General features: G+C 69.3%; 22 protein-coding genes. 12 read left to right on the forward strand and 10 right to left on the reverse strand.

The window, feature by feature from the left end:
* The first annotated feature begins 69 nt into the window (after positions 1 to 69).
* Positions 70 to 1053: a Bug family tripartite tricarboxylate transporter substrate binding protein gene (locus AB4Z27_RS08550; protein ID WP_441644251.1), complete on the forward strand. Its 984-nt coding sequence runs from the start codon at positions 70 to 72 to the stop codon at positions 1051 to 1053.
* Here AB4Z27_RS08550 and AB4Z27_RS08555 read toward each other — a convergent pair.
* Positions 1041 to 2369 carry a D-serine ammonia-lyase gene (locus tag AB4Z27_RS08555; RefSeq protein WP_441644252.1) on the reverse strand — a complete coding sequence of 443 codons (1329 nt, stop codon included), beginning with the start codon at positions 2367 to 2369 and terminating at the stop codon, positions 1041 to 1043. The genes AB4Z27_RS08550 and AB4Z27_RS08555 overlap by 13 nt on opposite strands.
* 91 nt (positions 2370 to 2460) lie before the next feature.
* On the opposite strand from AB4Z27_RS08555, the gene AB4Z27_RS08560 reads away from it, so the two are divergent.
* From AB4Z27_RS08560 to AB4Z27_RS08595, 8 genes are all read left to right on the forward strand, one after another.
* Positions 2461 to 3426, forward strand: a complete 966-nt coding sequence (locus AB4Z27_RS08560) for a LysR substrate-binding domain-containing protein (protein ID WP_441644253.1) — start codon at positions 2461 to 2463, stop codon at positions 3424 to 3426.
* A 57-nt stretch (positions 3427 to 3483) separates the two neighbouring features.
* Positions 3484 to 4125, forward strand: coding sequence for a CGNR zinc finger domain-containing protein (locus tag AB4Z27_RS08565; RefSeq protein ID WP_441644254.1), 642 nt, complete (start codon positions 3484 to 3486; stop codon positions 4123 to 4125).
* A gap of 132 nt (positions 4126 to 4257) precedes the next feature.
* The gene (locus tag AB4Z27_RS08570; RefSeq protein ID WP_441644255.1) at positions 4258 to 5124 is read left to right on the forward strand and encodes an alpha/beta fold hydrolase; all 867 of its coding nucleotides are present in this window, start codon (positions 4258 to 4260) and stop codon (positions 5122 to 5124) included.
* 29 nt (positions 5125 to 5153) lie between these two features.
* Positions 5154 to 6065, forward strand: coding sequence for a LysR family transcriptional regulator (locus AB4Z27_RS08575; protein WP_092297281.1), 912 nt, complete (start codon positions 5154 to 5156; stop codon positions 6063 to 6065).
* 103 nt (positions 6066 to 6168) lie between these two features.
* On the forward strand, positions 6169 to 7983 hold the full coding sequence (gene lpdA, locus AB4Z27_RS08580; RefSeq protein WP_441644256.1) for a dihydrolipoyl dehydrogenase: 1815 nt from the start codon (positions 6169 to 6171) through the stop codon (positions 7981 to 7983).
* 24 nt (positions 7984 to 8007) lie between these two features.
* Positions 8008 to 8937, forward strand: a complete 930-nt coding sequence (locus AB4Z27_RS08585) for a LysR family transcriptional regulator (RefSeq protein WP_441644257.1) — start codon at positions 8008 to 8010, stop codon at positions 8935 to 8937.
* A gap of 117 nt (positions 8938 to 9054) precedes the next feature.
* Complete coding sequence (locus AB4Z27_RS08590; RefSeq protein WP_092297272.1) at positions 9055 to 9795, forward strand: SDR family NAD(P)-dependent oxidoreductase; 741 nt, start codon at positions 9055 to 9057, stop codon at positions 9793 to 9795.
* A 32-nt stretch (positions 9796 to 9827) separates the two neighbouring features.
* A complete protein-coding gene (locus AB4Z27_RS08595) occupies positions 9828 to 11069 on the forward strand; it encodes an MFS transporter (protein WP_441644258.1) in 1242 nt (413 codons plus the stop codon).
* Here the strand turns inward: AB4Z27_RS08595 and AB4Z27_RS08600 are convergent.
* Complete coding sequence (locus AB4Z27_RS08600; protein WP_441644259.1) at positions 11005 to 11991, reverse strand: GlxA family transcriptional regulator; 987 nt, start codon at positions 11989 to 11991, stop codon at positions 11005 to 11007. The two genes, AB4Z27_RS08595 and AB4Z27_RS08600, sit on opposite strands and share 65 nt — an antisense overlap.
* Positions 11992 to 12124: 133 nt before the next feature.
* Here AB4Z27_RS08600 and AB4Z27_RS08605 point away from each other — a divergent pair, with 133 nt between their 5' ends.
* Positions 12125 to 12766 carry an HD domain-containing protein gene (locus AB4Z27_RS08605; RefSeq protein ID WP_092297263.1) on the forward strand — a complete coding sequence of 214 codons (642 nt, stop codon included), beginning with the start codon at positions 12125 to 12127 and terminating at the stop codon, positions 12764 to 12766.
* Between the two features lie 27 nt (positions 12767 to 12793).
* Here AB4Z27_RS08605 and AB4Z27_RS08610 read toward each other — a convergent pair whose 3' ends face one another.
* The 8 genes from AB4Z27_RS08610 to tcuA all read right to left on the reverse strand — a co-directional run bounded on the left by AB4Z27_RS08610 (position 12794) and on the right by tcuA (position 20872).
* On the reverse strand, positions 12794 to 13234 hold the full coding sequence (locus AB4Z27_RS08610) for a response regulator (protein ID WP_092297447.1): 441 nt from the start codon (positions 13232 to 13234) through the stop codon (positions 12794 to 12796).
* 88 nt (positions 13235 to 13322) lie between these two features.
* Positions 13323 to 14357, reverse strand: coding sequence for a D-2-hydroxyacid dehydrogenase (locus tag AB4Z27_RS08615; protein WP_441644260.1), 1035 nt, complete (start codon positions 14355 to 14357; stop codon positions 13323 to 13325).
* A gap of 4 nt (positions 14358 to 14361) precedes the next feature.
* Positions 14362 to 15357 (reverse strand): Bug family tripartite tricarboxylate transporter substrate binding protein, encoded by a 996-nt coding sequence (locus AB4Z27_RS08620; protein ID WP_092297257.1) that lies wholly within the window; start codon positions 15355 to 15357, stop codon positions 14362 to 14364.
* 72 nt (positions 15358 to 15429) lie between these two features.
* Positions 15430 to 16320, reverse strand: coding sequence for an amidohydrolase family protein (locus AB4Z27_RS08625; protein ID WP_092297254.1), 891 nt, complete (start codon positions 16318 to 16320; stop codon positions 15430 to 15432).
* A gap of 31 nt (positions 16321 to 16351) precedes the next feature.
* Positions 16352 to 17329, reverse strand: a complete 978-nt coding sequence (locus tag AB4Z27_RS08630) for a Bug family tripartite tricarboxylate transporter substrate binding protein (RefSeq protein WP_092297251.1) — start codon at positions 17327 to 17329, stop codon at positions 16352 to 16354.
* A gap of 116 nt (positions 17330 to 17445) precedes the next feature.
* Positions 17446 to 18234, reverse strand: a complete 789-nt coding sequence (locus AB4Z27_RS08635) for a class II aldolase/adducin family protein (protein ID WP_092297248.1) — start codon at positions 18232 to 18234, stop codon at positions 17446 to 17448.
* A 42-nt stretch (positions 18235 to 18276) separates the two neighbouring features.
* Entirely contained in the window at positions 18277 to 19449 is a 1173-nt protein-coding gene (gene tcuB / locus AB4Z27_RS08640) for a tricarballylate utilization 4Fe-4S protein TcuB (protein ID WP_441644261.1), read from the reverse strand.
* The gene (gene tcuA / locus AB4Z27_RS08645; RefSeq protein ID WP_441644262.1) at positions 19436 to 20872 is read right to left on the reverse strand and encodes an FAD-dependent tricarballylate dehydrogenase TcuA; all 1437 of its coding nucleotides are present in this window, start codon (positions 20870 to 20872) and stop codon (positions 19436 to 19438) included. The genes tcuB and tcuA overlap by 14 nt, the downstream gene beginning before the upstream one ends.
* 275 nt (positions 20873 to 21147) lie before the next feature.
* Between tcuA and AB4Z27_RS08650 the strand changes: the two genes are divergently transcribed.
* Positions 21148 to 21381 carry a hypothetical protein gene (locus AB4Z27_RS08650; protein WP_092297239.1) on the forward strand — a complete coding sequence of 78 codons (234 nt, stop codon included), beginning with the start codon at positions 21148 to 21150 and terminating at the stop codon, positions 21379 to 21381.
* Positions 21378 to 21776, forward strand: a complete 399-nt coding sequence (locus tag AB4Z27_RS08655) for a PIN domain-containing protein (protein WP_144196992.1) — start codon at positions 21378 to 21380, stop codon at positions 21774 to 21776. Before AB4Z27_RS08650 ends, AB4Z27_RS08655 begins: the two co-directional genes overlap by 4 nt.
* The last annotated feature ends 8 nt before the right edge of the window (positions 21777 to 21784 follow it).

Raw genomic sequence — 21784 nt, forward strand, 5'->3', positions numbered from 1 at the left:
GGGAGGTCTGAAGCTGGCCTCCGGCGCCATGATCGCGCATCGCTCGACTGCACTGACACGGAGACCGGAATGCTACGCAATACCTTCCCGACGCGGTGGCTGGCCGCCGCCATCCTGCTGGGTGCCCTACCCGCCACGGCACCCTCCCCCGCCCATGCCGAGGCTTACCCCGAGCGGCCGGTCAAGATCGTCTCGGTGACCAGCGCCGGCACCGGCATCGACGACTACACCCGCCTGCTCGCCAAATACCTGCACAAGAAGGCCGGGCGCAGCTTTATCGTCGAGAACAAGCCCGGCGCCAACACCATCATCGCGGCGGACTACGTCGCCAAGTCCGCACCGGACGGCTACACGCTGCTGTTCGCGTCGGCCTCCACCATGGCGGCCAACCCCTACCTGTTCAAGTCGATGCCGTACAGCCCGCGCGACTTCGTGCCCGTGGCGCGCCTCTCCACCGTGCCCGTGGCGCTGGTGGTATCGGCAAACTCGCCCTACCGCACCGTGGCCGACCTGACCGCCGCCGCGCGCGCCAAGCCGGGCACGCTCAACTACGGCACCAGCAGCGCCGGTTATCGCGTGATGCTGGCCGCCTTCAACGATGCCGCCGGCATCCGCACCCAGGACGTGCCCTACAAGGGCATGGCCAACCTGCTGCCCGACCTGCTCGGCGGCACGCTGGACTTCACCGTGCTGGAGATCTCCGCCGCCGTGCCGATGATCGAATCACGCAAGATGCGCGCGCTGGCCGTGATGAGCGACCGCCGCGTGCCGATCATGGGCGATGTGCCGACCATGGCCGAAGCGGGCCTGCCGGCCATCACCGTGGTGAGCTGGACCGGCCTGTTCGCGCCCAAGGGCACGCCGCCCGAGGTGCTGGACAAGCTGCAGGCCTGGACGCTCGAATTCGTCAATTCGCCGGAAGCCGCCGCCCACCACGCCCAGCGCGGCACCAATGCCTACCCGGCGCCAGGCGCGCAGCTGGCCCGCGCCATCGTCGAGGATCAAGGCAACTGGCAGCGCATGATCAAGCTGGCGGGGATTCAGCCCGAGTAGGCGGCGCCGCGTTCGGCGAATCGGGCGTACTCGTCCGGCGGCACGAACAGGCCGCCGGTCGTCCACACCAGATGGGTGGCCTGCGGCATCACCGTGTCCAGGCCGTGCCGGGCGAGGTAGGCGCGGCCGGCTGCGCTGTCCGTCAGCATGCGCGGCCCGCTGAAGCCGGCGGCGGCGGATGGCTCGATCCGCAGCCCTTCCGTCTCGCGCACCCGGTGCAGGTCCAGGAACAGCCGTTCGTCCGGCACCGTGCACACCCCGGCCAGCAGCGGGCCCATGGCCTCCGCGGCCAGCTCGGAGGCGCGCGGCACGGCCAGCCCATCGGCCTCGGTGCGATTGGTCAGGCCCACGTCATAGACCGAGGCGCCGGGCGCCAGCATCTCCACGAGGAAACACGGCGACTGGGTCGGCTCGACAAAGCACGCATGCACGTGCGGGCCATACAACTGCCAGAGCCCGAAGGCGATGCCAGCCGGCGCGCCGCCCACGCCGCACGGCAGGTAGACGAACAGCGGATGGTCCGCGTCCACGCGCAGGCCGGCCGCTTCGAGCTGATCGTGCAGATGCAGCGCCGCAGCGCTGTAGCCGAGCAGCAGCGAGAGCGAGCGCTCGTCATCGACGAAGTAGCAGTGCGGATCGCCCTCCGCCTCGCGCCGGCCAGCGGCCACCGCCGCCGCGTAGTCGCCCGTGTGCTCGACCACCTCCACGCCCCGCGCGCGCAGGCGCGCTTTTTTCCATGCCTTGGCGTCGGCGGACATATGCACCGCCGCCCGGAAACCCAGCGCCGAGGCCATCACGCCGATGCTCAGGCCCAGGTTGCCGGTGGAGCCCACCGCCACCTGATAGCGGCCGAACAGCGCGCGCGCGGGGGCGTCGGCCAGCACGCCGTAGTCGCCATCCACATCGACCAGCCCGTGGCGCAGCGCCAGCGACTCGGCGAACTCGAGCACCTCATGAATGCCGCCGCGCGCCTTGATCGACCCGGCGATGGGCAGGCTGTGGTCGGCCTTGATCCACAGCGAGCCGTGGCGGGTGGGCAGGCCGAGCGCCTGTTGCATGTCCGGCGCGCCCAGCAGATCGGATTCGATCCGCCCCGCGCTGGCCTCCAGCTCCGGGAACAGCCGCACCAGCAGCGGCGCGAAGCGGGCGAACCGCGCCTGCGCCGCGCGCATATCAGCTAGACTAATGCGCCGTCCATCCACCACGGTCTGGACGTCGGCCTCCGCGCTGCGSTGCGGATTCGTCCACATCAGCGGTCGGGCGGCTTGCAGGTCGGCCAGCAATGCAGCCGAAATCGAGGACAGATGGAGCGTCATGGGGAGGGGGACGGGAAGGAGACCACTCATTGTTGACGCCCCCGCCCCGCCCGACAAACGATTTGTACTGATCCATCCATTAGTTTTGCTGATGACAAACACCCTCAACGCCTCCGTCCTGAGCTGGCTGCGCTGCTTCGAGGCGGCGGCGCGCCATGGCAGCTTCACGCTGGCCGCCCGGGAGCTGTGCGTGACGCAGGGCGCGGTCAGCCAGCAGGTGAACAAGCTGGAACAGTGGCTCGAACGGCCACTGTTCGTGCGCACGCCGCGTGYGCTGGTGCTGACGCCCGAGGGCGAGCGGCTGCGCGGTGTGGCGCGCGAGTCGTTCCAGGCGCTGGATAGCACGCTGGCGCAACTGCGCAAACCCGGGCATCGCCCGCCGGTGGCGCTGTCCTGCTCGCCCTCGTTCGCCATGGTCTGGCTCACGCCGCGCCTGGGCGACTTCTTCCGCCAGCACCCGGAGATCGGCCTGCGCGTGCATGGCGAGTTCCACGCGCTGGATCGTTCGCGGATGCTGCGCGAGGGCATCGACGCCGCCGTGCGCTTCGACCCCGGCCACTACCCCGACCTCCGCGCCACGCCCTTCCTCGACGAATGGCTGCTGCCGGTGGCCAGCCCGGCCTATCTGGCGGCCMACCCGGCACTCCGTTCGCCGGACGGCCTGCGCGCCTCGATGCTGCTGCACGACGCCAGCCCGTGGGAAGGCGCCGGCGAGAGCCACGAATGGCAGGTCTGGCTGCGGCACGCGGGCGTGACGCTGCCCGACATGGCGGGCGGCCAGCACTTCAACCTGTCCCAACTGGCCATCGGCGCGGCACTGGCCGGCCAGGGCGTGGCCATGGGCCGCACGGCGCTGGTCCTCGACGAACTGGCCTCGGGCCGACTGGTGGACCTGTGGGGCCTGCATGTGCGCAGCGAGGCCGCCTACCACCTGGTGCGCGCCCCGACACCCTCGCCGCAGGTGGCGGAGGTCGAAGCCTGGCTGCTGGCCGAAGGTGCCGCCTTCGACACGGCACGACGGCGCCTGCTGGCGCTGAACGGTTCAGCCCCCAAATAAGCGTAACTTGGAAGCCGGCTTTTAATCGGTTACATTGGATCGGCACAGGAGAACGCCATGCCCGCCTCGAACACCCCTCCCCCCAAACCTGCCAATCCCGCGGCCACCCCGGAAACCGGCCCCCGCCTGCTGGCCGATCACGTTGCGCTGGACCTGCTCAATACCATCGAACGGGCCGACACCACSCCGCGCGACCACTGGCAGACCGATGCCGATGTGCTCGCCTGGCTGAAACAGGTGGCGCTCTGGCCCGGCGACGATCGCGCCGCGCCGCCCAAGGGGCTGGCSACRGCRGCACGCGCGCTGCGCGAGGCCRTCCGGCTGATCGTGGCCTGCAAGGCTGACGGCAAGGCCGGCGGCAARCCGGATCTGGCGCCGCTGAATGACGCGCTGGCGGCCGGCGGCAGCCATCTGGCCGTGCATCCGCTGCCCGACGGCGGCGTCCGCATCGCCCGCATCCACGCCGCCGGTAACGCCGCGCAATGCCTGGTGCCGCTGGCGGAAGCCGCCGCCGACCTGCTCGCCCACGGCGACTTCGGGCGGGTCCGCCAATGCGAGAGCGACGAATGCACGCTCTGGTTCTATGACCGCACCAAGTCGCACCGGCGCCGCTGGTGCAGCATGGCGGTCTGCGGCAATCGCCACAAGGTCGCCGCCTTTCGCAAGCGCGAGGCGGCTGCCGATGAGGACGCTGCATGACGCCATGCCATYGGGCATTCGTTGGTAACCGTTAAAATTAAGTTTGACAGGTTACCAGATTGGCATACACTTCGGAACCAAGCCGATGACGGCCCTCGTTCCCGCTTCCGCTTTCGCTTCCGGAGAATTGCCATGACTGCCAGCCCTCAGGTCCACATCCGCTACGCCGACRCCGACGGCGTGCGCGTCTTCTACCGTGAAGCCGGCGACCCGCAGGCGCCCGTGATGCTGCTGCTGCACGGCTTTCCGACCTCGTCCCACCAGTTCCGYCACCTGATTCCGCAACTGGCGAGCCATTTCCGGGTGATCGCCCCAGACCTGCCCGGCTTCGGCTTTACCGAGGTGCCGGCCGCGCGCCAGTACCGCTACACCTTCGACAACCTCGCCACCACGCTCGGCGCCTTTGTCGATGCCCTCGGGCTGGAGCGCTATGCGATGTACGTGTTCGACTACGGCGCGCCCACCGGCTTCCGGCTGGCCGTGGCCCACCCCGAGCGCGTGACGGGCATCGTCTCGCAGAACGGCAACGCCTATCTCGATGGGCTGGGCGATGCGTGGGCGCCGGTCCGCCAGTACTGGGCCGAGCCCAGCGCGGCCAACCGGCAGGTGCTGCACGACGCCATGCTCCATCTCGAAGGCACGAAGTGGCAGTACGTGCACGGCGTGGCCGACCCGGACAGCGTGGCSCCCGAGTCGTACACGCTGGACGCGGCGCTGCTGGAACGGCCCGGCAACAAGGACATCCAGCTCGACCTGTTCCTCGACTACGCCAACAACCTGAAGCGCTACCCCGATTTCCAGGCGTTCTTCCGCCAGGCGCAGGTGCCTACACTGGTAATCTGGGGCCGCAACGATCCGTTCTTCATCCCGCCCGGCGCCGAGGCGTTCCGCCGCGACAACCCGACCGCCGTGGTGGAGTTGCTGGACACCGGCCACTTCGCGCTGGAGACGCATGGCCCTTACATCGGCCAACGCATTCTCGACGTGCTGGCTCGCTAATTCGCCGCTAACCCCCACCCTATTTGCTTATGACGCGCCAATTCGACGATCTCCAGCTCGGCAGCATCGAACTGTTCTGCCTGGCCGCGGAACTGAGCAGTTTTACCGCGGCGGCGGTGGCGGCGGGGGTCACGCCGGCGGCGGTGAGCCGCAGTGTGTCCCGGCTGGAGGAGCGCCTGGGCGTGCGGCTGTTCGTGCGGACCACGCGGCAGATCCGGCTCACGGACGAGGGGCGGGTCTATTTCGAGCAGAGCCGGCCGGCGCTGGCGCAGCTGGTGGACGCCGAGCGCCAGATCAGCGGGCAGCACGGCACGCCGGCCGGGCGGCTGCGCATCAGCCTGCCCACGCCCTACGCCCACTATCGCGTGCTGCCGGTGCTGCCGGCCTTCCGCGAGCGCTATCCCGAGGTGGACGTCGAGATCCATATCAGCAACCGCAATGTGGACTTTGCCGATGACACCTTCGACCTCTCCGTGCGCGGCCGGGCGCCCGACGACTCCACGCTGATCGCCCGCAAGCTGGAAGACGCCGAGATGGTGGTGGTGGCCACGCCCGCCTACCTGCGCAAGCACGGCACGCCGGCCACGCCGGACGACCTGCCGGCGCACGAATGCATCCAGTTCGATGTCCCGAGCAGCGGCCGGCGCCTGCCGTGGATCTTCCAGCAGGAGGGCGAGACCCTGGAGATGGTGACCGCCGGCGCCTATGGCACGGCCGAGGACGCGCTGGGCGGCGCCACGCTGGCCCGCGCCGGCGCCGGCCTGTTCCAGACCTACCGCTTCGTGGTGGAGCAGGACCTGCGCGACGGCACGCTGGTGGAGGTGCTGCAGGCCTACGGTGGCTGCACGCGGCCCTTCATGCTGCTCTACCCGCACGCGCGCCACGTCTCGCGCCGGGTGCGGGCTTTCGTCGATTTCCTCGTGGACAAGTTCGCGGCTTGATCCAGGGTAAACCCCTAGCAACGCTCGCCGCGTCGGCGACATGTCTGTCTCGCGTCTCTCCTAGACTGAAGGTCTTTGTCACTCCATCTAGAAAAGGAAGACCATGGCCGCGATCGAAGTGAAGGTGCCGCAGCTCTCCGAATCCGTTTCCGAAGCCACGCTGATCCAATGGAAAAAGCAGGCCGGCGAGGCCGTGACCCGCGACGAGATCCTGGTGGAACTGGAGACGGACAAGGTCACGCTGGAGGTGCCTGCGCCCGCCAGCGGCGTGCTGGCCAGCATCGTCCACCCGGACGGCGCGACCGTGCACGCCGACGAGGTGATTGCGACCATCGATACGGAAGGCAAGCCGGGGGTGACTTCGGCCCCGGCTACCGCCGCAGCGCCGCCCAAGGCCGCACCCGCTCCCGCTGCGGCCTCCGCCCCGGCCGTGCAGGGCGGCGGCGCCGGTGCTGCCGCTTCCGCCACCGCTGACTTCGACGTGATCGTGATCGGCTCCGGCCCCGGCGGCTACATCGCCGCCATCCGCGCCGCGCAGCTCGGCAAGACCGTGGCCTGCATCGAGGAATGGAAGGACCCGGCCGGCAAGCCCCGGCTGGGCGGCACCTGCCTGAACGTGGGCTGCATTCCGTCGAAGGCGCTGCTGGCCTCGTCCGAGCACTTCGAGCAGGCCCRGCACGGGCTGGCCGAGCACGGCGTGCAGGTCAAGGGCGTGACGCTGGACCTYGGCACGATGATCGCGCGCAAGGCCGCCATCGTGGACAARTTCACGGGCGGCGTGGAGTTCCTGTTCCGCAAGAACAAGGTCACCTGGATCAAGGGCCACGGAAAGTTGCAGAGCCGCGCGGACAACGGCGTGGTCACCGTGGAAGCCAGTGAAGATGGGGGCGGGGGCGAGGGGGCGGCCAAGGCCAAGACCTACACCGCGCGCAACGTGATCATCGCCACCGGCTCCCGGGCGCGCCACCTGCCTAACGTGCCGGTGGACAACGTCATCGTCTCCGACAACGAGGGCGCGCTGTCCTTCGATTCGGTGCCCAAGAAGCTCGCCGTGATCGGCGCCGGGGTGATCGGGCTGGAAYTGGGCTCGGTGTGGCGCCGGCTGGGTTCGGAAGTGACCATTCTTGAGGCGCTGCCGACCTTCCTCGGCACCGTGGACGAAGCCATCGCCCGGGAGGCCGCCAAGCAGTTCAAGAAGCAGGGGCTCGCCATCCACCTCGGCGTGCAGATCGGCGAGATCAAGCGCAGCGGCAAGGGCGTGAGCATCGCCTACACCGACCAGGACGGCAAAGCGCAGACACTGGACGCGGACCGGCTGATCGTCTCCATCGGCCGGGTGCCGAACACGGACAACCTCGGGCTGGAGGCCGTGGGGCTGGCCGCCGACGCGCGCGGCTTCGTCCCCGTGGACGATCACTGCCGCACATCGGTGGCCGGCATCTACGCGATTGGCGACGTGGTGCGCGGCCCGATGCTGGCCCACAAGGCCGAGGACGAGGGCGTGATGGTGGCCGAGGTGATCGACGGCCAGAAGCCGCATATCGACTACAACTGCATTCCGTGGGTGATCTACACCGAGCCGGAGATTGCCTGGGTGGGCAAGTCGGAGGCGCAGCTCAAGGCCGAGGGCCGCGAGATCCGCACCGGCCAGTTCCCGATGTCGGCCAACGGGCGCGCGCTGGGCATGGGCCGGCCGGACGGCTTTATCAAGATGATTGCCGACGCGAAGACGGACGAGCTGCTGGGGGTGCATATCATCGCCGCCAATGCGTCCGACCTGATCGCGGAGGGCGTGGTGGCGATGGAGTTCAAGGCGGCGTCCGAGGACATCGGCATGATCAGCCATCCGCATCCGTCGCTGTCCGAGGTGATGCGCGAGGCCGCGCTGGCGGTGCAGAAGCGTGCGCTGAACATGTAGCGGCCCGGTGATAAGCTGCGGGGCATGGACGCCAAGACCGCTCCGCCGCCCCCAGCCACCCACCTCGACGACCTGCTGCTGTTCCTCCACGTAGTGGAGGCCGGCGGCTTCAGCGCGGCCGAGCGCCAGACCGGCATCGCCAAATCCCGCCTCTCGCGCCGCGTGGCCGAGCTGGAGCGCGCGCTGGGCGTGCGGCTGCTGCACCGGTCCACGCAGGCGTTCGGGCTGACGCCCGTGGGCGAGGCCGTGGCCGGCCATGCGCGCCAGGCGGCGGCCCATGTGGCCGAGATTGGCGCGCTGACGCGCCAGTCGCTGRCCGAGCCGTCCGGCGTGATCCACCTCCACACCTCCGTACTGATTGCCGAGACCACGCTCGCGCCGATCCTGGCCGCGTTCGCGCGGGCGCATCCGCAGGTGCGCGTGCAGCTCACGCTGTCCAACCGCTTCGTGGACCTGACCGAGGAGCGGCTCGACCTCGTGATCCGCGCGGCGGTGGTGCCGCTGGCCTCGGAGGACGTGGTGGCGACGCCGGTCGCTACGTCGCGCTCGCTGGTGGTCGGCCATCCTGACCTGTTCCGCGACGCCGGCCTGCCCGCCTCGCTCGACGCCCTGGCCGGCTACCCCTGCCTGGCGCAAGGCACGCTGGCGCAGCCGCGCCCGTGGCAGTTCGTCGACGATGCCGGCGAGCCGTTCGACTGGCCGATCACGCCTGCGATTGCCGTGGACAACCTGATGGCAATGCGCGAACTGGCGATGCGCGGCGCCGGGCTGGCGCAGTTGCCGATGACGATGTGCCGGGACGCCATCGAAGCCGGCACGCTGGTGCCGGTGCTCGGCGCGGTACGCTCGCGCGATGCCACGATCTACGCGATGTACCCGAGCCGGCGCGGCATGACCTCCGCCGTGCGCGCCCTGCTGGCCCTACTCCGGGAGCAGTGGCCCGACGAGGGCTGACTCCCTCGCCCACCCGTTCCAGAATCGGAACGCGACGTTCCAGTCTTCCGGCTTCCCGCACCGGGGGCGCCCCGCTACCTTGTCCGTCATCGACAACCTGGTAACGGAGCAACAATCATGTCCCTGCAAGACAAGGTAGCGGTGGTCACGGGCGCCTCGCGCGGCATCGGCAAGGCCACGGCGCTGGCGCTGGCGGCGCGCGGCGCCCACGTGGCGGTGGTCTACAAGGCGCAACGCGCGGCGGCGGAGGCCGTGGTGGCCGCGATCCGGGCCGCCGGTGGGCAGGCGGACGCCTTCCAGGCCGATGTGGCCGATCCGGCCTCGGTGCGCGCGCTGGCGCAGGCGGTGGGGCAACAGCACGGGCGCATCGACGTGCTGGTCAACAACGCCGGCGTGTTCGGCGCGCGGTTGCTGGCGGAACTCGATGCGGCATTCTTTGCCGAACAGTTCGACAACAACGCGCTCAGCGTGATGCTGACGACGCAAGCCTTCGCCCCGCTGTTTGGGGATCATGGCGGCAGCATCGTCAACGTGTCGAGCAACCTCGCGCACGCGCCCACCGCGCCGACCAGTGTCTACTCGGCCAGCAAGGCCGCCGTGGACGCCCTCACCCGCGCCTTCGCCATGGAGCTTGGCGCGCGCCGCATCCGCGTCAATGCCGTCGCCCCGTTTATCACGCGCACGGACATGACCGCGGGCATTCCCGACGACGAACGGCGGCACCTCGCCGCCGAAACCCCGCTGGGCCGACTGGCCGAGCCGGAGGACGTTGCCCGYGTGATCGTGGCGCTGGCGTCTCCGGACATGGCCTGGGTCACCGGGCGGTCGATCCTTACCGATGGCGGCTTCACCGACTGACGCCGCCATCCCCCTCAGGAGTTTCCTCCCCCATGTTGTTGCCGATTCTGCTGCTGGCTGCGGCCGGCTTTACCGTGCTGACCACGGAATTCCTGATCGTGGGCCTGCTGCCCGGGCTTGCGCGCGACCTCCACGTCAGCGTGGCGCAGGCCGGGCTGCTGGTCTCGCTGTTCGCCTTCACGGTGGCCGTCACCGGCCCGCTGCTGACCGCGCGCGTGGCGGCGCACATCGGCCCACACACCGGCCCACACACCGGCCCGCACGCGCGGCGGCGCGTGTTCGTGGTCATCCTCGTGCTGACCGCGCTCTCGAACGCGCTGGCGGCGATGGCGCCGAACCTCGGCGTGCTGGCCATCGCGCGGCTGGTGCCGGCGCTCGGCGTGGCCGTGTTCTGGTCGCTCGCCTGCGAGACCGCCGTGGCGGCGCTCGGCGCGGCCCGGGCCGGGCGGGCGTTGTCGATCATGGCCTATGGCATGGTCGGTGCCACCGTGTTCGGCATTCCGCTCGGCACGCTGATCGGCGATGCCTTCGGCTGGCGCACCGCCTTCGGCGTGCTGGCCGCGCTGGCGCTGGTCAAGGCGCTGCTGCTGACGCGCCTGCCGCCCACCGCCGCCACCCCGCCGCTGCCGTTCGCGGCGCAGCTACGGCTGGCGCGGCAGCCGGCCATCCTCGGGCACGTGGCGCTGTCGGTGCTGTCGTTCACGGGGATGTTCATCGCCTACACCTATCTGGCCGATTTCCTGGAGCGGCTGGGCGGGCTGTCCGGGCCGGCGGTGGGCTGGACGCTGATGGCGTTCGGCGCGATGGGGCTGGTCGGCAACCATTTCGGCGGCCGGCTGGTGGACCGCAGCGCCCTGCGCGCGACGCTGGTGTTCAGCGGCTGGCTGGCACTCAGCCTGGCGCTGGTGGCGTGGGCCGCGCCGTGGACGCCCGCCCTGTTCGCGGTGCTGGCGGTCTGGGGCATCGCGCAATCGGCGCTGTTTATCGTCAATAACGTCCGGCTGATGCAGGCGGCACCCTCGGCGCAGGCGCTGGGCTCCGCGCTCAATATCTCGGGCGCGAACGCGGGCATCGGCATCGGGGCCATCCTGGGCGGGCGCGTGATCGACGGGCCCGGCATCGCATGGATCGGCGTGGCGGCGGCAGTCGTGGTGGCGGGGTCGGCGGTGCTGGCGTGGCGGTTGCTGGGGCGACCGACCGCGCCTGCCGTCAATCGGCGGTCGAGGCGTGACGCTTGCGATAGTCCGCAGGCGTCACCCCCACCACGCGCATGAACGCGCGGCGCAGCGTATCGACACTCGAAAAGCCGCACTCACCCGCTACCTGCTTGGGCGCGAGGTGGCCGGCCTCCAGCAGTTGCCGCGCGGCAGTCACGCGTGCTGCTTCTACCCAGCTGGCCGGCGTGACGCCGACTTCCTCGCGGAACAGCCGCGTCAGGTGGCGCGGACTCACGCCGACGCGCGCGGCGAGGCTGGGCACATCGTGGGAATCCGCCGGATGCGCGGCCACCCAGCGCTGGAGTTCCTGCAAGGCCGAGCGGTTGGCCAGCGCGGGCGCCGCACTGCGGCGGAACTGCGCCTGCCCGCCGGGCCGCTTGAAGAACATCACCAACTGGCTGGCCACGCGCATGGCGAGTTCGCGCCCGAGATCCTCTTCGACCAGCGCCAGCGCAAGGTCCAGCCCCGCCGTCACGCCGGCCGCCGTGCGCAGCTTGCCGTCGCGCACGTGGATGGCGTCGGCATCCACGGTCACGCCCGGGAAACGCGCCGCCAGCCGGTCCGCGCCCGCCCAGTGCGTGGTTACGCGCCGCCCCTCCAGCAGGCCGGCATCGGCCAGCAGAAAGGCGCCGCTGCACACCGAGCCGTAGCGGCGCGCGCGCGGCGCCACGGCGCGAATCCAGTCCAGCACGATCGGTTCGGTCGGGGTCTCGCCCGCATGTGGCGCACCCGCCACCAGCACGGTATGGGGACGGGRCAGCGCCGCCCCGAGCGGGTCTTCCTCGACCAGCAGATCCGCCAGCAGCCGGACGCCTGACGAGGCCCGGATCGGCCCGCGCCGCACGCCAACCACCTGGAGTGCATAGACCTGCCGGCCGGCCTGGGCATTGGCTTCCGCGAAGACGTCGAGGGGCCCGGAGACATCCAGCAACTGCACGCCTTCGATGGCCAGCAGCACGATGGTGCGGGGGGTGGTCATGGTGAAAAATCCCTGAGCATTGCTGTCGCGTCGCGATCCGTCCGGTTTGGCCCAAAACGTCGCACTACGACGATTGAAGACATGGTACTCCCGCTCCTACACTCGTTTCAACCCCAAACGAAAGGAGCCAGCCATGCAATTCACCCTGGGCGACATCGCCATCCCTGACAGCCAATTGGCCCGCGACATCACGCAACTGGTCCGCGACACCGAATCCACGCTGCTGTTCAACCACTCGAGCCGCGTGTACTACTTCGCGGCGCTGGCCGGCAAGCAGCGTGGCCTGCCATACGACCCCGAACTGCTCTACGCGGGCACGATGTTCCACGACATGGGCCTGACGCCGGCGCACAGCAGCCCGGACAAGCGCTTCGAGGTGGATGGTGCCAACGCGGCGGCGGACTTCCTGCGCAGCCGTGGCATCGCGCAGGCGGACATCGACAAAGTCTGGACAGGTATCGCGCTGCACACCACGCCCGGCATTCCCGAGTTCATGGACCCGGTGGTGGCGCTGGTGACGGCTGGCGTGGAGATGGACGTGCTGGGCATCCGCTACGAGACGTTTGCCGATGAAGACCGCGAGCGCGTGGTGCAGGCGTATCCGCGCACCCCGCACTTCAAGGAAGACATTATTCAAGCGTTTTACGATGGCATTCGCCACAAGCCGGACACCACGTTCGGCAACGTGAAGGCGGATGTGCTGGCCGACAAGGACCCGCACTTCCATCGCGGCAATTTCTGCAGCGTGATCCGCTGCTCGCACTGGCACGGCTGAGGCCCGCGCGCCCCCCGCTCTCTATATCTATATAGAGAGATAGCGGCTCACCACGGCGCGGAGGGTCTGGAAGCTGACCGGCTTGGACAGCACCGTATCGATGCCGGCCCGGAGGCAGGCCAGGCGCGCCTCCGGGCCGGCCGTGGCCGTGATGGCGACGATGGGCAGCCGCCCGGCGCGCTTGCCGCCCTCCGCCGCCCGGATCCGGCGGGCCAGCGCCAGTCCGTCCAGCCCCGGCAGGCCCAGGTCCGTCAGCAGCAAGGCGGGCCGTGGGTCCTGCTGCACGGCGGCCCACGCTTCCTCGCCGGAGCGGCAGGGCTGGGCCACGCAGCCGCCGATGCCGGCGAGCTGGTCCTCCAGCACCAGCAGGCTGACCGGATGGTCCTCGGCCACGACGATGCGGGGAACGGGTAGCTGGGAAGACTGGGAGGGGGCAGGCACGGCGGCGGCAGGCAGGTGGCAGAACATGCTGTCATCCTGCCTGCGGAAGTCGCCGCAGAGGTGCGGAAATTTCTGCAAATGGCTGCGGAAATTTCCGAAGATGGTGTCCGATTTGTTACGACACCGCGTTGCGGAGCGGCGTCTGCGTGATCCAGCGGCCCAGGTTGTCGAGGAAGATCTCGACCACGCGCGCCGCGTTGCCATCGGAAAAGCCAGCGCTGTGCGGCGTGGCGATGACGTTGGGCAGCGTCCAGAGCGGCGAATCCGCGGGCAGCGGCTCATGGGCGAAGACATCGAGATAGGCACCCGCCAGCCTGCCGCCTTGCAGCGCGGCGATCAACGCCGGCTCGTCCACCACCTCGCCACGCGACACGTTGACCAGCCGCGCGCCCTTCGGCAGGCTGTCCAGCGCGGCGGCGCTCAGCAGCCCGCGCGTTTCATCCGTCAGCGGGCAGGCCAGCACCAGCCAGTCCGTGCGCGGCAGCACCGCCGGCACATCGGCGAAGGTCACGGTCTCGAAGCCCTCCCCCGCCGGCGTGGCGCGCTGGCGCACCACCACCACCGACATCCCGAACAGGCGCAGCACCGCGCCGATCTGCTGGCCGATCGGCCCCCAGCCGACGATGGTCGCCGTCTGGCCGTGCAGGTCGCGCGGCATGTCGGCGCCCATCAGCGGGGCCCAGCGGCGTTCACGCTGGGTGGCCAGCATCTGCGGCAGGTGCCGCGCCAGCGCCAGCAGCCCGGCCAGCGCCGTCTGCGCCACCACGCTGGCATTGGCACCCGACGAAGTCGTCACCGTCACCCCCTGCTGGCGCAGTTCGCCGAACACCGGGCGGTCGGCGCCGGCCGAGTGCGTGTGGGTCCAGCGCAGCGAGGGCGCCTCCAGCATCGCGGTGTAGAAGCGCCGCGTGGMCGGTTGCACCTCGTGCTTGGTCGAGCGCCCCGTCACATCGCGCGAGACGAAGGCGATGTCGGCGTCGATGGGCCGGGCGTCGTCCACGGCCGGCGGGGCCACGGGAACCCAGTCCCGGCCTGCCATGGCGGCGGCGATGGTGGCGGTGATCGCGTCGCCATGGGCGCGCAGCGCCGCTTCGGAGAGCAGGATGCGCACGGGCGCAGCGGAGGCGGAGGAGGCAGCGGATGCAGTCATGGCGTCAGTCTACCGTCGCTCCCGAGGCTTTGACGACCACCTTCCACTTGTCATACTCCTTGCGCGTGAACTTGCCGAACTGCTCGGGCGTGCCGCCCACCGGGTCGGCGCCCTCGCGGATCATCTGCGCCTGCAGCGACGGCAGCACCTCGTTCACGGCCTGATTCACCTGCGTGATGACGGTCTTCGGCGTGCCCTTGGGCGCGAAGATGCCGAACCACGAGCCGGCCTCGAAGCCCGGGAAGCCCTTCTCGGCCACTGCCGGCACCTCCGGCAGCGAGCGCGAGCGCTTGGCGCTGGTCACCGCCAGCGCGCGCAGCTTGCCGGCCTGGATGTGCGAGATCACCGACGGAATCGTCGCGAACATGAACTGGATGCGGCCGGACAGCAGGTCGTTCAGGGCATCGGCGCCCTTGTAGGGCACGTGCGTGGCCGGCGCGCCGATGCGCTCCGACAGCATGAAGCCGGACAGGTGCGACGAGGTGCCCACGCCCGTCGAGCCATAGTTCAGCTTGCCCGGATTGGCCTTGATGTAGGCGACGAACTCCTCGAAGGTCTTGGCCGGCACCGAGGGATGCACCACCAGCACGTTCGGCACGTCGGCGATCTGCACCACCGGCACGAGGTCCGCCAGCGGGTCGTAGTTCAGCTTCTTGTAGAGCGTCTGGTTGATCGAGATCGGGCCGACCGAGTCCACCAGCAGCGTGTAGCCGTCCGCCGGGGCGCGCACCACGTACTCGGTGCCGATGTTGCCGCCCGCGCCGGGGCGGTTTTCCACCACGAACGATTGCTTGAAGCGCTGGCCCAGGTGCTGGCTCACGCTGCGGGCCAGCATGTCGGTGGTACCGCCGGCGGTGAAGGCCACCACCACGCGCACGGGCTTGGTCGGGTATTCGTCGGCGGCCTGGGCGGGGGCGGCCAGGGTGACCAGCGCGGCGCCGGCAGCCAGTGCCGCGCTCAGGTAGGGGGTCAACCATCGACCGGGGGCGAATCGAGGCATGTTGGTTCTCCTGTTGATGCGGCAGCCGTCTTCGCGGCCGCCGTCGTGGTGATAAGACGCAAAAATCAATGCTTAGCCGAAGTCGTACAGCCGTGCCGGGTTGTGCACCAGCACGCGCTCGCGGCTGGCGGCGTCCGGCAGCCAGCGCGCCAGCAGGTTGAACAGCACGCCGTCGTCAGGCATCTGGGCGGACTCGAAGTAGTTGATGTGCGGCCAGTCGGAGCCCCACACCACCTGCTCCGGGTTGGCCTGCATCAGCGCCGCGACGAAGGGATCGACCTGTTCGTACGGCGCGCCGGCCGGCTGGAGCCGGTCAGCACCCGAGATCTTGGTCCAGGCCACCCCTTCCGCCAGCAGCGCGCAGAGCGCCTGGAAGCCGGGGTCCGCTACCCCGCGCGAGGTGGCCATGCGGCCCATGTGGTCGATCACCAGCGGCAGGCCCAGCGCCTTGAGGCGCGGGCCCAGCGTGACGAGGTCCGGCGCATGGATCCAGATCTGCGCGTGCCAGCCGCGCGCGGCGAGGCGCGGGGCCAGCGCTTCGAGCACCTCGATGCCCACGCCGTTGCGATACACGGCGTGGCCATCCACCTGATACAGGTTGATGCGCACGCCGCGCACGCCGGCGGCGTGCCAGGCGTCCAGCTCGGCGTCCGTGGTGTCCGGCGACGGCACCACGATGCCGCGCAGGCGCGTGGGGTACTGGCGCAGGGCGTCGGTCACCACGCTGTTGTCGGTGCCGCTGGCGCTGGCCGTGACGAGCACGCCGCGCGTGAGCCCGAGTTCGTCCAGATGGGCGATAAAGGCGTCGGCGGGATGCTCGGCCGGCGTGTAGCTGCGGTCCATCGCGAGCGGATAGCGCGCGAACGGGCCGAACACGTGGGCATGGCTGTCACAGGCGCCGGCGGGCGCGCGGAACACCGGTGCGGTGAGGGTCTGGAGCGGGGGCAGGCAGGGGCGGGTCATGGTCGATGGCGTCCGGTCGATACGTTCGGCGTTATTCCGGGGCCTTCAGGCGCCCGGCGGCGGCCAGCGTCTGCGCGCGGGCATCCTCGCGTTGCAGCGAGGCCAGCAGTTCCTGCGGCGACGAGGCCTGCGCCACGCTGCCCACGGTCAGCAGGCGGCTCTTGACGGCGCCTTCGGCCAGCACCTTGCGCAGCGCGCTGTTCAGCGTCTCGATGACCGCTGCCGGCGTGCCGGCCGGGGCCAGCAGGCCCGTGGCCGTGGTCGCCTCGAAGTTGGCCAGCCCGGATTCGCGCAGCGTGGGCACCTTCGGCAGCGCGGCATCGCGCTCGCGCGACATCACGGCCAGCGCACGCAGGGCGCCGGACTGGATATGCGGTGCCGAGCTGGTGAGCTGGTCCACCACCATGTCGATCTGGCCGCCCATGAGGTCGATCAGCGCCGGCGCGGAGCCCTTGTAGGGCACCTCGTTCAACTGGATCCTGGCGGCGTCCTCGAGCTGGAGCGTGGCCATGTGGTTGGTGGTGCCGGGGCCGGCGTGGCCGGTGGTGGTCTTGCCGGGGTTGGCACGCGCGTGGGCCAGCAGCGCGCCGATGTCCTTGAAACGCGTGTCGTTGCCCTTCACCACGATCACCAGCGCCGTGGTGGACACCAGCCCCACCGGGCTGAAGCTGGCCAGCTTGAAGCTGGTGCGCGTCATCTTCGGCAGCACCACGATGGCGTTGGGCGTGGTCACCAGCAGCGTGCTGCCGTCCGGCTCGGCGCGGGAGACCGCCGTCGCGCCGATCACGCCGCCAGCGCCGGGCCGGTTATCGACGATGACGTTGCGGCCGAGGCTCTGCTCCAGCGCCGGGGCGATGGCGCGGGCCACCACGTCCAGGTTGCCGCCCGGGGCGAACGGCACGACCAGCGTGATCGGCTTGTTGGGCAGGCCGCCTTGCGCGCGGGCCGACATGACATAGGGGGCGACGCCGAGCGCAAGCATTTGCGCCAGCAGGGTTCTGCGTTTCATACATCTCACTCCGTTCAGGGCTTTCTTCTGACCTGATTCATCGTTCAAGGCGAGGCCGCCCTGCAATCCCGTTCCATGCGGCCCCTGGGGGACTCCGCCGCCGTCTGATTTACGTCTTAGTCGCGGTAGCTGGGGTCCAGGCGATCGAGCTTGCGCAGCAGCGCCGGCCATTCCATCACGCCGTACGGACGGCGCGTGCCGGGCTGGTAGTTGTTCCAGGTTTCCTGCAGCACGTCTGCCGGCACATCGCGCAGCGGCGTGCTGCACGACATCGCGGCCACCTGCGAGCGGCAGGCCAGCTCCAGGCGGTGCATCCAGTTGAAGGCTTCGCCCACGGTGTTGCCCACGGTCATCGCGCCGTGGTTGCGCAGGATCAGCGCCTCRCCCGTGCCCAGGTCGGCAATCAGCGATTCCTGCTCGGCGGTGTCGAGCACCACGCCCTGGTACTCGTGATAGCCGATCTTCAGGAAGCGCATGGCGGTCTGGGTGATCGGCAGCAGCCCGCAGTCGAGCGAGGAAATGGCCATCGATGCCCAGCTATGGGTGTGGATGACACACGCCACTTCCGGGCGCGCGTGGTGGACGGCGCTGTGGATCACGTAGCCGGCCTTGTTGATGCCGTAGCCGAGGTCGCCGAAGTCCGGCTTGGCGAGGATCTTGCCGTCGTGGTCCACCTTGATCAGGCTGGACGCGGTGATCTCCTCGTACATCATGCCGTAGGCGTTGATCAGGAAGGCGTTCTCCTCGTCCGGCACGCGGACSGAGATATGGTTGGCCATCATGTCTGCCATGCCATACAACTCCACGAGGCGGTAGCAGGCGGCCAGGTCCACGCGGGCCTGCCACTCCGCCTCGCTGCACTGGCCGCGCATCGACGGAATGTTCAGCACACCGGGCTTTGTCATGATGAGTCTCCTTTGGGGATGGTTGGATTCTGTGCGAGCTTGTCAGTCTGCGCCGAGCGCGAGATCGCTAGGCCGACGCTTCTCGATATTCCACTTCAGCAATGCCGCGCTGCGGAAGATGCCGTGGGCGAACTTGCCRTACGGCAGCGTCAGGAACAGCGCCATCACGATGCCCAGGTGCACGGCCAGCAGCGCGGCCATGGCGGACGTGTCGCGCCAGGCCAGCAGCGCCAGGCCGCTGGCGCTGGTCAGGAACAGCAGCGCGATGAAGCCACGGTCCATCGGGCGCTGGCTGGCATCGCCCGTGTTGGGGTCGCGGCGCAGGTTCAGCCACAGCAGGCCGGCCGGGCCGACCAGCAGCCCGATGCCGCCCGCGATGCCCAGCAGCACCGGCAGGCTCGTCACCGGGTACGGCGCGTGGTAGTCCAGCAGGTAGTGGTACAGCGTGGCCACCGTGGTGGCGGCGAAGCACAGCATGAAGCCGTAGAACGTGAAATGGTGGAAGCGGCGGCGCGCCAGCGTGAAGGCATCGTCGGCATTGTTGCAGCCCTGGCCATGACCGCCGTCGAGGTACTTGAGCCGCAGCGCGTCGTGCGCGGCGCCGCCAACAGCCGAACCGCGTGACTCGCCCGGCCGCGTGCCCGGCGAGACCTGCCGCCAGAAGCGCGTGACACCCACGCCCAGCGCGCMGATCGCGAACAGGAACACCACGCCGAACATCGCCGCCAGCAGGTTGTGCGGGAAGATCGCGTAGAAATTGCCGGCCAGCGGTGCATGCAGCAGGCTGCCGCGCATGGCGAGCACCATCAGCAGGAACAGCGCCAGCCCGCCGGACAGCGCCAGCGCCGTGGTCAGGCCGGCGCGGCGGTACAGCCCGCCCAGCGCAGCCGGGAACGCGTAGTCGCCATAGGTCTGCACGCGCACCTTGGCCATCGCCTGGGGGATGTTCACCGCGAACTCGTGCGGCGGCGCGTACTGGCAGGCGTGGTAGCAGGCGCCGCAGTTGTGGCAGAGGTTGGCCAGGTAGTGGATGTCCGCCTTCGGGAATTCCAGCCGGCGCGTCATGGCCGGGAACACGGCGCAGAAGCCCTCGCAATAGCGGCAGGCGTTGCAGATCTGCAGGGTCCGGGCGACTTCGCCCTCGTCGGCGGTCAGCGGCAGCACGCCCTGTGCCAGCGCCGCCGCCTCGCGCGTCAGCGCTTCAAGATGTTGCATGGTCGAATTCCTGTGATGCACGGGCGCGTTGGCCCTTTGCCGGGGCGAGTGCCGCCTTGGCTGCCTGCGTGCCGGCGATGCGGCCGAAYGCCGTGCCGATGGCCATCCCCACGCCGGCCGTATAGCCCTTGCCGAGCACGTTGCCGGCCATCATCTCGCCGGCCACGAACAGGTTGTCGCTGGGCTGGCCGCCGAAATGCACGGCCGAATCCTCGTTCACCTTCAAACCCAGGTAGGTGAAGGTGATGCCGGGGCGCAGCGCGTAGCCGTAGAACGGCGCGGTATCCAGCGGGCGGGCCCAGTGGGTCTTGGACGGGGTCACGCCCTCGGTGTGGCAGTCGTCGAGCACGGTGTGGTCGAACTTGCCCACGCGGCAGGCGGCGTTGTAGTCGTTGATCGTGCGCATGAAGGTGGCTTCGTCGAGGCCGAGCTTGCGCGCGAGTTCCGGCAGCGTGTCGGCCTTCACGCCCGGGAACACTGGCGGCATGAAGCGGCCCACGGCCTTGGCGTCGATGATCGAGTAGCCGATCTGCTGCSGCTGCTGGGCCACCAGCCGGCCCCAGATCGCATAGCGCTTGGGCCAGAAGTCCTCGCCTTCGTCGTAGAAGCGCTCGGCATTGGCGTTCAGCACCACGCCCAGGGACACGCAGTCGATCCGCGTGCAGATGCCGCCGTCGTAGAGCGGCGCGCGGGCGTCGATGGCCACGCAGTGCGACTGGGACGGATCGCCGATGGCATCCGCGCCCGCCTCGATCATGTATTTCAGCAGCACACCCATGTTGAAGCGCGTACCACGGATCAGGAAGTTGTCCGCCGGCCATTCGCCGCGCTCGTTCTGGCCCCAGGCCTCGCGCAGCCATTCGCGGTTCGACTCGAAGCCGCCGGCGGCCAGCACGCAGGCGCGGGCCTCGATCCGCTCGGCGCCGATGCGCGCCGCCACGAAGCGGCCGCCATCCAGCTCGATGGCATCGACCGGCGCGTTGTAGCGGATCTGCACGCCGAGCTGCTCGGCGCTGCGGTAGTAAGCGTTGACGAGGGCCTTGCCCCCGCCCATGAAGAAGGCATTGGTGCGCGCGACGTGCAGCGCGCCCGAGAGCGGCGGCTGGAAGTGGACGCCATGGCTGCGCATCCAGTCACGGCAGTTCGACGAGGCCCGGATGGCCATCCGGGCCAGCCGCTCGTCGGTCAGCCCGCCGGTGACCTTGAGCAGATCCTGCCAGTACTCCTCCTCGGGGTAGGCATCGATCAGCACGTCTTGCGGCGCGTCATGCATGCAACGCAGGTTACGGGTGTGCTGGGAGTTGCCGCCGCGCCATTCGCGCGGGGCGGATTCGAGCAGCATCACGCTGGCGCCGGCCTCGCGGGCCATCAGCGCAGCGCACAGGGCAGCGTTGCCGCCGCCAATCACAAGGACGTCGATCATGGCCGGGCGCCCTCGCGGGGTGTTTGAGTGGGGTTGGACACGACTTTTTCTATGGCTTCGGGAGTCTGAGCCGGACTGTATCCGCCCGCCGGACCGCTGCTAACCCCTTGATGGGCATGGGGGTATCACGATTTGTGATGGGGGTCCGGGGAAGTTCCGGGCCAGTCCGGGGAAATTTCAGAGCTGTCTCATAGGCAAGGGGCTCGCGGTGGGGGAAAGTTGCGTTGGCGGCACCTTCCAGGTGCCCGCTTCCCCGACTTTTGGAGTCCAAGACCATGAACGAACATCCCACCGACCCGGCCACCCTTCCCGAGCCGCCCAAACCCTTGACGATTGAGGAAATAGACGATGCCATCGGTGACGCCATCGTCGAATCGGTGCTCCGGAAACTCAATGGGCCGTACGAGGACGACCCGGACGACGGGCCGCTGAGCCCCGAGGAAATCGCGGACATTGAGGCGCGGCTGGAAAAGGTGTTGCAGAGATATGCTGCGGAGGAGCGCCAATGATAGGACTCGACACTTGTGTGCTAGTCCGGCACTTCACGCAAGACGATACCCCTCAGGCTCGACACGCCAGCCGCGTGATCGCATCGTTTTCCAGTGGGTGCCGCGGTTTTGTGCCGCTGGCCGCCCTCGTTGAACTCGTCTGGGTGCTCAAGAAGCGATACGCCTTCACCCGCAAGCGCATCACGCGCGTGCTGGTGGCCTTCCTCGAATCCCACTGGATCGTCCTGGAATCGTACGCAACCGTATGCCGTGCCATGGTCCGCTACGGGAAGACAGGCATCGACTTCGGCGATTGCGTCATTCTGGAAAGCTGCCAGAGCATGAGATGCAGATTCATCTACACGTTCGACAGGCGCGCGTCACGCGTGCCTGGCTTCCGCCGCGTTCCAGACTGAGCCGCATG

This window comes from Cupriavidus sp. KB_39 (assembly GCF_052114485.1).
Lineage (GTDB): Bacteria > Pseudomonadota > Gammaproteobacteria > Burkholderiales > Burkholderiaceae > Cupriavidus.